10 protein-coding genes are annotated in these 12,175 nt (G+C 66.4%); 4 read left to right on the top strand and 6 right to left on the bottom strand.

Annotated features, from left to right (window positions below):
• Positions 1-18 precede the first annotated feature (18 nt).
• Genes ODE13_RS08180 through ODE13_RS08170 form a run of 3 tightly spaced genes read right to left on the bottom strand, consistent with a single transcriptional unit; the run spans position 19 to position 2,885 of the window.
• The gene (locus ODE13_RS08180; RefSeq protein ID WP_322478827.1) at positions 19-486 is read right to left on the bottom strand and encodes a tripartite tricarboxylate transporter TctB family protein; all 468 of its coding nucleotides are present in this window, start codon (positions 484-486) and stop codon (positions 19-21) included.
• A gap of 38 nt (positions 487-524) precedes the next feature.
• The gene (locus ODE13_RS08175; protein ID WP_179541828.1) at positions 525-1,502 is read right to left on the bottom strand and encodes a Bug family tripartite tricarboxylate transporter substrate binding protein; all 978 of its coding nucleotides are present in this window, start codon (positions 1,500-1,502) and stop codon (positions 525-527) included.
• 39 nt (positions 1,503-1,541) lie between these two features.
• On the bottom strand, positions 1,542-2,885 hold the full coding sequence (locus ODE13_RS08170) for an NAD(P)-binding domain-containing protein (RefSeq protein ID WP_322478826.1): 1,344 nt from the start codon (positions 2,883-2,885) through the stop codon (positions 1,542-1,544).
• Between the two features lie 147 nt (positions 2,886-3,032).
• Between ODE13_RS08170 and ODE13_RS08165 the strand changes: the two genes are divergently transcribed.
• Entirely contained in the window at positions 3,033-3,782 is a 750-nt protein-coding gene (locus tag ODE13_RS08165) for an IclR family transcriptional regulator (RefSeq protein WP_322478825.1), read from the top strand.
• Positions 3,783-4,184: 402 nt separating this feature from the next.
• On the opposite strand, the gene ODE13_RS08160 is transcribed toward ODE13_RS08165, so the two are convergent.
• Positions 4,185-7,358: an SH3 domain-containing protein gene (locus tag ODE13_RS08160; RefSeq protein ID WP_322478824.1), complete on the bottom strand. Its 3,174-nt coding sequence runs from the start codon at positions 7,356-7,358 to the stop codon at positions 4,185-4,187.
• An 832-nt stretch (positions 7,359-8,190) separates the two neighbouring features.
• Between ODE13_RS08160 and ODE13_RS08155 the strand changes: the two genes are divergently transcribed.
• The 3 genes from ODE13_RS08155 (at position 8,191) to ODE13_RS08145 (ending at position 10,057) form a co-directional block, all read left to right on the top strand.
• Entirely contained in the window at positions 8,191-8,931 is a 741-nt protein-coding gene (locus ODE13_RS08155) for a hypothetical protein (protein WP_322478823.1), read from the top strand.
• Positions 8,932-9,170: 239 nt separating this feature from the next.
• Positions 9,171-9,548 (top strand): RNA-binding S4 domain-containing protein, encoded by a 378-nt coding sequence (locus ODE13_RS08150; protein ID WP_179541823.1) that lies wholly within the window; start codon positions 9,171-9,173, stop codon positions 9,546-9,548.
• Between the two features lie 128 nt (positions 9,549-9,676).
• Positions 9,677-10,057: a Rieske 2Fe-2S domain-containing protein gene (locus ODE13_RS08145; RefSeq protein ID WP_179541822.1), complete on the top strand. Its 381-nt coding sequence runs from the start codon at positions 9,677-9,679 to the stop codon at positions 10,055-10,057.
• Positions 10,058-10,456: 399 nt separating this feature from the next.
• Here ODE13_RS08145 and ODE13_RS08140 read toward each other — a convergent pair whose 3' ends face one another.
• Positions 10,457-11,272 carry a hypothetical protein gene (locus ODE13_RS08140; RefSeq protein WP_322478822.1) on the bottom strand — a complete coding sequence of 272 codons (816 nt, stop codon included), beginning with the start codon at positions 11,270-11,272 and terminating at the stop codon, positions 10,457-10,459.
• Positions 11,269-12,156 (bottom strand): ABC transporter ATP-binding protein, encoded by an 888-nt coding sequence (locus tag ODE13_RS08135; protein WP_322478821.1) that lies wholly within the window; start codon positions 12,154-12,156, stop codon positions 11,269-11,271. Before ODE13_RS08135 ends, ODE13_RS08140 begins: the two co-directional genes overlap by 4 nt.
• Positions 12,157-12,175 lie beyond the last annotated feature (19 nt).

The following is a 12,175-nucleotide window of genomic DNA, read 5'->3' as shown; positions in this document are numbered from 1 at the left end:
GAGGCGGCAAGGCGGGCGTCATGTCAGGGAGATCCCGAATGTGGCATCGAAGATGAGATACACCAGGCCGGTGAGCAGCACAGCGACCAGACCGAGCTTGAGGACCGCCGGCAGCAGCGGGGTGCCTCTCTTCAGGGTCAGCACCAAGGACACCGCGAGGAAGAACAGCACAGTGAACAGATAGAACAGCGACTCGGCAGTGCTCCAGAGCAGCAGGTACCCAGCGGTCAGTCCGATCACCAGCAGCACACGGCGGGTGTTCCTCTCCGGAAATGCCTCCCTGTTGGTCTTGCTGAGCAGCGTCTGCAGGAGGCTGACCGCGATGAACAGCAGCAGCGCACAGCCCAGAATGGTGGGGAAGAACCCAGGGTTCAGGAAATAGTCCTGCTCTTCGGCCTCCAGGAAATCCACTGCGCTGACCAGATACCAGACCCCGGCCGCCGCGAGGCCGAGCAGCACGATCAGCTCAACCGATCTGACCTTCATGGTTCACCGTCCTTGGTCGAGAACACGCACGATGAGGATCAGTCCTCATAGTCCGAGTAGGTCTCGTAGGTGGCATCGATCAGCGACTGGAAGTCCTCCGGGCCGGCGTAGTCGATGGAGAGATTCAGGTTCTCGGAGGCCTCCTCGTAGCCCGGGGTCTCCAGCGCCTCCTGGAAGACGTCGTGCAGGGCCTGGATGATCTCCGGGTCCGTGCCCTCGGGCACGGCAACGCCACGCCAGGAGCTGTGCATGGTGTCCAGGTCCTGCTCGCTCGCCGTGGGGACGTCCGGCATATCCTCGAGCCGCTCGTCGTCGAACACCAGAATGGGCTTCAGACTGCCCTCGTCGATCGCGGACTGTGCCTCGGTGAGTCCCCCGGCGACCGCGCCGTCGATGTGTCCACCCTGAGCCTGCAGCAGGGCGTCGGCCGTCCCGTCGTGAGGCACCGTGGTGGTCTCGATCCCAGCCGCGCTGGCCAGGTCACGGCTTGTGAAAGCTGTGGTGGTCTCAGCCCCGGAGACACCGATGCTGACCTGTCCAGGGTTCTCCTCGGCGTGCTCGACGAAGGAGGCGAAGTCGTCATAGGGAGCGTCAGCATTGACGAGCAGCACGTGGGGCTCGCTGTTGATGAGAATGACGGGTTCGAAGGAATCGTGGGTGTACGGCACGTCGTTGAACATCGGATTGGTGATGATCGAGGGCGTGACCAGCAGCAGGGTGTGCCCGTCCGGGTCCGCCTGGGCCCCTTCGGCCTGACCCACGGAACCGGACCCGCCGTCGATGTTCTCGATGACGAAGTCGTAGTCCTCGTCAACGGTCTCGGTGTGCTCGGCCAGCATGCGGGCCAGCGAGTCATTCGCCCCGCCTGCGGCGAAGGCGGTGATGAAGGTGATGGTCTCGTCGGGGAAACTCTCCGCGTCGTCTCCGTCAGCCTGACCGCCGCAGGCGGTCAGGGCCAGCGCCGGCACGGCCAGTATCCCGGTGATGAGTGTGGTGCGGGTGTGGGTGTCCTTCATGGTTCCTCCCAAGTTGTGGAATGGCGTCGTGGTCGTGGTCTAGGTGGTGCTGCGAATGGACTCGCGCCGCGCGGATTCGTCTGCCAGAACCGCTTCGGCGGCCTCCGCCGCGGCGGTGGCTTCCTCCGGGGCCAGGAAGAGGATGCCCTCGGCATCGGCGACCACGATGTCACCGGGGTTGCACACAGCATGCCCGACGGCGACGGGCCGCCCCAGCCTGGCGGGGCCTGACTTATAAGGTCCGGCGGCCGAGATGCCGGCCGCCCAGACGGGCAGGCCGACCTCGGCGATGCCGGCGGCATCACGGACCGGGGCGTCGAGGATCATCCCGGCGACGCCCGCCTTCTTCGCCCGCTCAGCGATCAGGTCCCCGATGAGTGCCCGTTCGCGTCCCCGCTCTCCGGAGACGACGAGGATCTGCCCGGGCTTCACACAGGCCAGGGCTTGGTGGATGGCGAAGTTGTCGCCGGCCTGGGTCTGGACCGTCAGCGCCGGTCCTGCGATCTGCGGGCAGTCCCACACCGGGTGCAGGTCCGCGCCGACGAATCCCAGCCGGTCGCTGCCGTCGCCGAGAGCGGCGGTGGGCGTGCGCCGCAGCACCTCGAGAGCGGGCGAGACGTCCTCAGCCCGTCGGGCCAGCAGCAGGTGCCGCTCCCGTGCCCCCAAGGTCATGGGCCAGGTGCCCTCCAGGTCCTGGATGAGGTCGAGGCTGTCGGCCAGCTCCTGACTGCGCCGACGGGCGTGGATCCGGATGCCGCTGTCCAGACGGTCCACTGTGGACTCACCTCCGACGAGCGCCTCCGCCATCTGCTGACGCACCCACTGTTCGTCACCGGCGCCGGCCGCGGCCTCCAGGGACTCCTGGACCAGCGCGCTGAGCCCTTTCATGAAGATGCTGCGCAGCAGCTTGCGCCGCGAGGCGTCGCCGACCTCCGCACCGAGGATCTCGGTGCGGGTGCCGACTCGCCTGAGCTGTTGCTCGGCTTCCCCGCTCGCCTTCCCTGAGAGGAGGACCTGAACGGTGGCTCCGAAGGCCCGCACGGAGCCGATGACCGCGCCGTCGACAACCTGCGCGGCGCCGTCGAGGACTCCAGCCACAGATTTCTTCACTGCAGGAGAGGAAGCGTTGAGGTCCAGGTACAGGGCGCCGGGGCGCAGGGCCGCTCGGCACTCCTCTGCCGCCGCGACGGCGAAGCGCGCGGTGGTCAGCGACAGCACCATCTCCGCCTCCGCGACGGCCTCGGCCGCTGTGTCAGCGCGGACGACGCCGTCGGGAGTCGTGGCCGGACCAGGGTCGAATCCCACGACGTGGTCTCCCGCCTGAGCGAAGGCCCGGGCGAAGACCTGGCCCGCCTCACCGAGCCCGAGAACTGCTACAGTCATCAATGCCTCTCACTGAGTGATAGTTACTCTCATCTTATGAGTGTGCTTACCATCACATGACATCGAGTGTGTTGTCAACCACCCCTCCATGAGGAGGCACACTCGTGGAGAATGAAGGGGCGCATCGGTCAAGACGACAGGAGAGACATGGACGCGTCGGGCAACAAGGGACGCACGCTCGAGCGTGCTTTCGACGTGCTGCGGGCTCTGGAGAATGCGCGGTCACCGATCCGGCTCAGCGAGGTCTCCCGCGAGACGGGCCTGCACATCGCGACCGCTCAGCGGATCATGGCCACATTGGTGGGGAGCGGCTACGCCCAGACCTCGGAGAACGGCTACACACTCGGACCCGTGGCGCTGGCCCAGGCCCACGCCTTCGTGCTGCAGGACCCCCTGGTCAAGGCCGCGCGGCCGGTCCTGACGGAGCTCTCCGACTCGACCGGCCTGACGGCGTCGATCTTCGTGCGCTCCGGCTTCGACCGGATCCTGACGGCACGCGTGGAGGCGCCAGAGCCCATGCGATACCAGTTCCCGATCGGCCGACGCCTCCCCCTGGACGTCGGGGCCGGCAAGCCGCTGCTTGCGCACGTCACAGATGAGGAGCTCCAGGAGTACTTCGAGGACTACCCCGGAGTGCGGCTCGCCTCGGGGGAGCACCAGACGTCCGAGAGTCTGCGCGCGGAGCTGAGCGAGATCCGGGAGTCCGGATACCACCTGGGCGTCTCCGAACGCGTGCTCGGCACGGTGAGCGTCGCGGCCGTGGTGCGCAGTGCACGCGGCGAGGTCCCAGGCGTCTTGAACATCGTCGCCCACGACGACACCGTCAGCGTCGAGACGCTGAGACGGCGGGTCCCCGAGGTGCTGCGAGCGGCCGAGCTCATCGGGCAGCAGGTGTAGGACCAGGCAAACGGCGCTGGACGCGTCGCTGTCCTCAGCTGCCCCGCAGGATCAGGGACCGACAACGACGACGTCGGTGCCTCCGACGGCGACGGATCCCGTGGCCGCGAATGCCGGCATCTCGGGTCTCTGACCGGCGTGCCATCGGGCAGATGCCGGGATTCGTGGCCGCTGGAGGCAGAATGCGGCCTGACACGACGACGGCGCCGGTGCGGCTCTTCCCGCGAACGGAAGAACTGCACCGGCGCCGTCCGCCGCACGGCGAGCCACCCGACATGGATGGGCAGCGATCCGCAACCGGCCAGCGGCATGAGAGAAGCCGCCGACGGAGTGTGTGGAGCCCGAAAGGGCTGACGATGACGCCGAGAGATCAGCGCCCCTCAGCGTACATCGTCAGCCATCTCAGGCGTGGGAGAGGTATCCGGTGTTCACCCAGCCGATGTGGGTCTCACCGTCCTCGACGTAGCGCACCTGGATCCAGCTGCCCTCGGTGTCGAGCTGTTCGACATCGGCGCCACGCGGGATCTGTGCGAGCTTCGAGCTGCCGGAGTCGGCATCCTCCCGCAGCGGGACGCTGAAGCTCGCGTTCCAGATGTTCGCCGAGCTGGAGACGGTGCTCGCGTTGCTGCCCATCTCATAGTTGTCGACGCCGCCCGGGTCCCCGGAGAGCCCCAACTTGGCCTTGCAGCCGGGCCACGCGTCCCAGCCCTGGATCTTCCAGAGTTCATAGGCGCGGGAGATCTGCTCGTATTTGGAAGCCTGGTGAGGCATTCCGGTGCCACCGACCCATTCCCAGGACTGCTGAGAGAACTGGACACCGCCGTAGTATCCGTTGCCGGTGTTGATGCTCCAGTCGCCGGTCGCTTCGCACATGGCCAGTCGGTCCCAGACCGAGTTGTACGACGGCGGCGGGGTGGAGTCCTCCGGCTCAGGCTCAGGCTCTGGCTCCGGCTCCGGCTCAGGCTCCGGCTCCGGCTCCGGTTCCGGCTCGGGCTCCGGCTCCGGCTCCGGCTCAGGTTCCGGCTCCGACTCCGGCTCAGGTTCCGGCTCGGGCTCGGGCTCCGGCTCCGGCTCCGGCTCCGGCTCAGGCTCCGGCTCCGGCTCAGGCTCCAGCTCAGGCTCCGGGCTGAGTTCGTCGACACGTCCCTGCAGAGAGGCGTGGTCGAGAGCACCGGCATCATCCGTCAAGGAGTCGTCCCCGAGAAGGTCGTTGAAGAGCGAGTCGATGCTCTGTCCCTCAAGTTCAGCGAGCTGCTCGACAAGGGCACGGGTAGCCGGCAGGTAGTCGTCGAGGGTGTGCCCAGCGACAATCGACCCAGGCTCCTCCTCGACAGGCTCCTCTTCGACAGGCTCCTCCTCGACAGGCTCCTCCTCGACAGGCTCCTCCTCGACAGGCTCCTCCTCGACAGGCTCCTCCTCGACAGGCTTCAGCTCGTCCAGGCGATCCCGGAGCGCATCGTGGTCGAGGAGGCCGTCGTCGTCGGTGAAGGCCTCCTCCCCGATGAGCTCGTCGAAGAGCGTCTCGGCATCGGAGCCCTCGAGCTCGGCAAGCTGTGCGACCAGGGCACGAGTGTCGGGCAAGTAGTCGGCCAGCGAATGCGACGCGACGACGTCGTCCTCGTCCCCTGCCGGAGCGTCGTTGTCTTCGTCGCCGGGAGCTTCAAGCTCCTCTTCAGCAGGCTCCTCGTCCGGCTTCTCCGCAGGCTTCTCGGCCGGTTTCTCCGCCGGTGCATCGTCCTCAGCCTGAGACTCCGCCTGGTCCTCCGCCGGTTCTTCGGCAGGCTTCTCGGCGGGCTTCTGCGACACGTCCGAATCAGACGCCGCCTCGGTGTCCACGATCTCGGCGTGGGCGGCATCGATCCAGCCGCCCTGGCCCTCGTGGTGCACGAAGTACCAGCCCTCCACCAAAGAGGTTGCGGTCAGCTTCGCCCCCTCAGGCACCGTGGCGAGCGAGGCGCCGTCGTCGTCGTGCTGCGCCCGCAAGACGGTCTCCTGCGTGGTGACGACATCGGTGGGCTCGATGTTCTCCATGTCCGCGTGATGGACCTCGCCGCCGGACTCGAAGTTGAGGAACGTGCCGAAGACCCATCCGGTGCGACCGCCCACCGACACCTGATACCAGCCCCCATTGCGCGGTCCGGAGATCACGCGGACCGACTGCTGCGGGCTCAGCACGCGGACGACGCCGTAGCTGTTCCCCGCGCCGGATCGCATGTTCACCCAGGTGGTCGCCGCGGCAGTGCGGCTGTTCGAGGTCGAGCTGGATCCGGAGTTCGAGGAGCCCGAGTTCGACCCAGAGTTCGAGGAGCCGGAGTTCGACCCCGAAGCTCGCTCCAGGTAGCTCGGACCCACATACAGCGTCCGCCCATTGTGACGGATCGCGTACCAACCATTCTTCGTGCCGGTCACCTCGACCTGAGCACCACGATTAAGCACCGTCACCACAGAGGCACGCATCGAAGCATCCGACCGAGCATTCAACCCCGTCGTGGTCCGATACGTCCCCGCCACAGACGAGTTCGACGAACCCGAATTCGACCCAGAGTTCGAAGAACCCGAGTTCGACCCAGAGTTCGAGGAGCCGGAGTTCGACCCCGAAGCTCGCTCCAGGTAGCTCGGACCCACATACAGCGTCCGCCCATTGTGACGGATCGCGTACCAACCATTCTTCGTGCCGGTCACCTCGACCTGAGCACCACGATTAAGCACCGTCACCACAGAGGCACGCATCGAAGCATCCGACCGAGCATTCAACCCCGTCGTGGTCCGATACGTCCCCGCCACAGACGAATTCGACGAACCCGAACTCGACCCAGAGTTCGAAGAACCCGAGTTCGACCCAGAGTTCGATCCGGTGTCGCCCGCCGGCACCGAGGGCTGGGTGGGAGTGATGTGCGGATGAGGGACCCAGCCGCTGCGTCCGTTGGCCTGCACCCGGACCATGCCGTTGCTCATGTCCCCGGGCACAGAAGTCATCTCCGTGCCCCGTGGCAGCTGAGCCAGCACCTGCGCACCGGAGCTCGCGGCCGCTCGCAGCTGGGTGTCCTGGGCCGTGAAGTAGGAGCAGGAGCTCGGAGTGGTCAGGTCAAGCACCCGCTGGGCGCTCCCGCGCAGGTCGACCCCGCGCTGCGCCAGCCAGGAGGTCGGGTTGTGGGAGGTGCCGTTGAGCCACGCCCCCTCCCAGACCTCGAGGTGCAGATGTGGGGCGGTGGAGGGACCCGAGTTGCCCACCAGCGCGATGGTCTGTCCGGCTGAGACAGTCTGTCCGACTCGCACATGCGTGTTGGCATTCCACATGTGGTAGTAGGCGCTGTGGAAGGTCTTCCCATCGATCTGATGCTGAAGCACGACGTAGCCGGAGTTGTAGCGGTTTCCGCTGAAGGTGCGGACCACTGTGCCCTCGGCGACGGCGTAGATCGGGCTTCCCTCAGACGCTCCGAGGTCCTGCCCCAGGTGATTCGTGGAACCACCCTGGATCGGGATGCACCGCGGGCCGTACTCGGAGGAGTATCGGTAGGAACCGGCAGACAGCGGCATGCGGAAGTCAGTGGCGCTGCGATTCGTCGTGATGTCCACGCCGTCGAGCGCACCGGCTAGACCGGTGGCAGGGAGGGTCGAACCGCTTCCAGGCAGCGTCGGGCTGAGTGGGGACACTGGTGCGGCGGTGGCCACACCAGTGTGGAGGGGCAGCGTCAGGCCGACGGCGAGAGTGCCGACAATGGCCGTCGAGATCTTATTCGGCACAGCTTTACCTCACTAGACGTTCGCGCAGAACCGTCCCCTTGAAGCTGTGAAGGCACCACGGTCGCGCTGCCGCTTCGGTCACGGATCTCCGCCCGGTGATGGGAGCACCGGACGCCGTGGCACGACGCATCAGCACGCCGTCCTTCGAAGTGAAGAGCCCTCGCTTCGCAGGCTGACATGCGACCTGGGGAACCAACATGCCCGCACCTGATCACGATGGGAAGCGTCTCAGCGGACATATCAGAAGTCGGCACCACTGTAACCCGGCATGCACAGCGGAAAGCAAGGAAAGATTCAGAAAGCTTCGACCTCAGCTTCAACCATTCTGTGATGGTCCTGTCGCCCGACGGTGACCTGCCGGGCCGGGAACGTCTCCGCGCAGACCGGGAGCATCCGAGGCCCGCACTGCGGGCATCACTGGCGCTCACAAGGAATGACGGGGTCCGATCGCCTCGCTGCGGAACCTCCGGCGATAAGAGAGAGGAGGGCAGCGCGGCATGTCGAATGCCACTACCGCAGGACACTCGTCAGGGTCGCCGCACTGCCCTCTTCCTGCTCCACTATTCCATCCTCCCTGGCGAGCGGGGGAGCCAGACTGGAACCTCAGGTGACATCGTAATAAGAACGTGACCCAGAAGTCCTCAGGCATGCAAGACTGACCTCCATGGACTTCGAGATCCTCGCTGAGAAGAGCGCCCGGACCCCTTACACCGCCGTCCTGCTCCACCAGGCCGAGGGCACCCGCCCCTCGCGTCGACACTGGCGTTCAGCAGCCGCCATCGCCCTGATCGCGCCGCTGCTGCTCATGGGCTGTGCCGCTGACACCGGGGACGACGACCGTCCCGCGGAGGCGGATGGGGATGAGACGACCTCGGAGCCCGCTGAGGACCCCAGCCCCGACGACGACAACCCTCACGACGACGGTGACGCCCCCGAGGACGGCGCTCAGGACGTCGAGGGCCAGGATGGGGCCGACGACTCCCAGGAGGCGATCACCCGTGACGGACTCCCCGACCCCGAGACCACCCTCGACGTCGAGCGCACCGAGGAGCTGGGAGCCTTCTTCTCAGAGGAGGAGGCCTGTATGACGGTCGGCTCCACCGTGGACGGGCTGCGCGATGACATGGAGAACGGGCTGGAGACCGAGCAGGACGCCGACGGCGCCTACGAGGCCGTGGAGCAGACATACCTGCTCGTGCCCGAAGACCTTCGCGCCCCGTTCGAGAGCATCGCGAGCCTGCTCGAAGCAGACCACGACGCCGTCGACACCGAGTCCGTCCTGACCGAGCTCGAACCGCTGGACACCTGGATGCTGGAGACCTGCGACGGCCAGTATCACCAGCAGGACTCCCCTGAGCACGAGGAGGACGCCGATGCCTCTGCCGCTGACGACGGCGAGGGCTGAGCTCCTGCCGCACCCATGGAATGCGCCGTGCTCAGAGAATCCCAGGAGACTCCCAGGGAGCACCCATTGAGTGTTCACGATGGGTCCGTATTGTAGGCAGTGCCTCTTCAAGGTGCGAGTGATACAGCAGGCCCCGTGCTGGGAAGCAGCGTCCCCCCTCTACGCTCCCAGCACGGGGCCTGTTTCTCTGTCCGGACCACCCTCTGCACCCGTCCAGCCCGGCACCGTAGACTGGAGGCATGCCTGCGAACGCCCCGACAGTTCCGGTCCGCGTCGACGCGTGGCTCTGGTCGGTGCGCATCTTCAAAACACGCTCGGCCGCCACCACGGCCTGCCGTGCGGGCCACGTCAAGATCGACGGTGAGCCGATGAAAGCCTCCGCGAAGATCTCCCCGGGCACCGTGGTTCGTGTGCGCCGCCCAGGTCATGAGCTGGTCCTCGAGGTCGTCCACACTCTGTCGAAGCGTGTCGGCGCCCCCGTGGCGCAGAAGGCCTACCGGGACCACTCGGAGGAGCGCGTCCGGCCGCGCGATGTGGGCCTGCCGGTGCGGGCGCGTGGCGCCGGACGGCCCACCAAGCGCGAACGCCGCCAGCTCGAGCAGCTGCGCGGCCATTGAGCCGACACTGAGTCGACACTGAGTCGCACAGATCCGACGCCCCCTCGATCCTGCAAGAATGACCCTGCACGAAAGAGGCGCTGCGACCCGCCGGCCGCAGCGCTGCATCCACTTGAAAGGCAGTCCTGATGACCCAGTCCCCCGACGCCGACCTCACACGCACCGCGCTCGACCTCGGCCCCGTCGACACCCTCGAAGAAGGTGAGGTGATGCGCGTGGCCGCCGAGGACTCCGGCTATGAGGCTGACATCGCCGTGGTGCACGCCGAGGACGGCGGGTTCTACGCACTGGATGACGAGTGCAGCCACGAGTCGGTTTCGCTCGCCGACGGATTCGTGGAGGAGAACACTCTGGAGTGCCCCATGCACGCCTCGGCCTTCTGCCTGCGCACCGGAGTCCCAGAGACGCCTCCGGCGCTCACCCCGGTGAAGACCCACCTGGTCACAGTGGAGCATGACCACATCATGCTCCACCCGGGCACTCCGCGCCCCGAAGCTCAGGGGTCCTGAACCGCGCGCCACAGTCCTTCCAGCACGCACGCAGGGGCACCTGTGCGTGAGGTCACCGAGCCGCCCCCGAGCTTCTGGGCGCGGCGCTGACCTGGAGGGATCCGCGTTCACATGGATAGCTCGCCTGAAGCCCGCTCGAAGGTCACCAAATTTCAGGAAACTCCCAGGGATTATCAGGCGAACCATCAAGATAGGTCCCTAGAGTAACTATCACCTCATCAAGGTGCGAGTGATACGAGAACCCCGAGCTGACCGCTCATATGCGTCCCCCTCACGCAGGTCAGCTCGGGGTTCTCCCCTTTCCAAGACGACCTGGGCCCTGAATCCCAGCCCTCGCGATCCGAAGAGGGCGCCCTCCCGAAGGAAGGACGCCCTCAAGAGTGGTTGCGACGAATCACCTCACGCAGTCGCGCGGCGAATCATCCAGTAGCTGCCACCCGTGAGCGCGGCGATCGGCAAGACCAGCCAGGCTGTCCAGCTCAGCGCTGTCTGCTCGGTCATCCACTGCCACACCGTCGTCCAGCCTTGGGACTGGGTGATCAGCATCGCCGCCACGGCGAGCACCGCCACCAGTCCCAGGATGAGCGCCCACAGCACCGCGACGCTGAACCGCTTGTACAGCATCACCGAGGCGAAGCCGACCAGCATCAGCAGCAGGCTGACCGTCGCCGCCAACAGGCCACCAGCCCACAGACCGTCGCCGATCAGGTAGGGCAGGGCGAAGTTATACAGATGGATGCCGTACCCGTCGGTCCACTGCTCGATGGCGGCGACCAAGCCGAAGGCGACCCCGAACGCCACTGAGACGGCGAGGAAGGCGAGAAACGTGCCGATCACGTAGACGCGCCGGCTGTAGCTCAGCGCCAGCGAGAACGGGAAGTTGTGCGTCCCCGCGTACGCCGCCATGAACAGCAGGCACCAGAGCGCCGCCTGGGAAGCGCCCGTGTAGATGGGGTCCTGGGCCGCGATCCGGTCATCCGATATCGCGTCACCCCAGAATCCGATCACCAGAGCGATCGCCCACGAGGCCATGAACACCAGCAGTGGCACCCAGATGAGGGTCGGGACGATGAACTGCAGGCGGAAGGCGGCCGGGATGCGCGCGTAGCTCGAGCGCGACCCCGGCATGACCTCACGCGCATCAGCGGTCGGTGCTCGATCGTCGATCCTCGATGTTCCGGCCTGCATCCTCTGCTCCTTGATCTCGAGACTCATCGTGCGACCTCCTTCTGCTCCCGTTCGGTGAGCCGGACGACCAGCTGCTGCAGGGAGACCGGCACGACGTCGAGGTCCAGCACCTCGATCCGGCGGCGATCGCCGTCGTCGAGGGCTCCCAGCACCGTGGTGCGTGCCATGCGGCCCATGGTCTCCTCGTGCAGAACCTCCCGGCCGGCCGCGATCTCCGCGACGGCCTCAGCTCGACCGACCAGCGTCACCGCCCGGTCGCGCAGGTCCTCGACCGGTTCGTCGAGGATGATCCGCCCCTGATCGATGAGCACCACGTTCTCGATGAGATGAGCGACCTCGTCGATCAGGTGCGAGGAGAGCACGATGGTGCGGGGGTGCTGAGCGTAGTCCTCCAGCAGCCGGTCGTAGAAGAGCTGCCGCGCCACGGCGTCGAGGCCCATGTAGGGCTCGTCGAAGAACGTGACCTCTGCTCGGCTGGCCAGACCGATGATGACGCCGACCGCGGAACGCTGGCCGCGGGACATCTTCTTGATCCGCGTCTTGGGCGGAACCTTGAAGTCCCGGATCAGGCGGTCGCAGAGCTCCTGATCCCAATTCGGGAACGAGAGCGCGGCCGCCCGGAAGGCGTGGTGCGCCTTGGCGTCGTCCATGTACTGCTGCTCTTCACGCACGAAGCAGATGTGCGGCAGGATCTGTTCGTTCTCGTGCGGGCTCTTGCCGAAGACGCGGATGTCTCCGGCAGTGGGCCAGTCCTGCGCGGTGATCAGGGACATCAGCGTGGTCTTGCCGGCTCCGTTGCGGCCCAGCAGCCCATGGATCATGTTCTTCTCGAAAGCGACGGACACCTGGTCCAGCGCCATCGTGTTCCTATAGCGTCGCGTGACTCCGCTGACTTCGATCGCGGTGCTCATGGACGCCTCCTCTCCTGGT

This window comes from Nesterenkonia sp. HG001 (genome assembly GCF_034438835.1).
GTDB classification, from domain to species: domain Bacteria; phylum Actinomycetota; class Actinomycetes; order Actinomycetales; family Micrococcaceae; genus Nesterenkonia; species Nesterenkonia xinjiangensis.
This window is presented reverse-complemented; position numbering and strand designations above follow the sequence as displayed.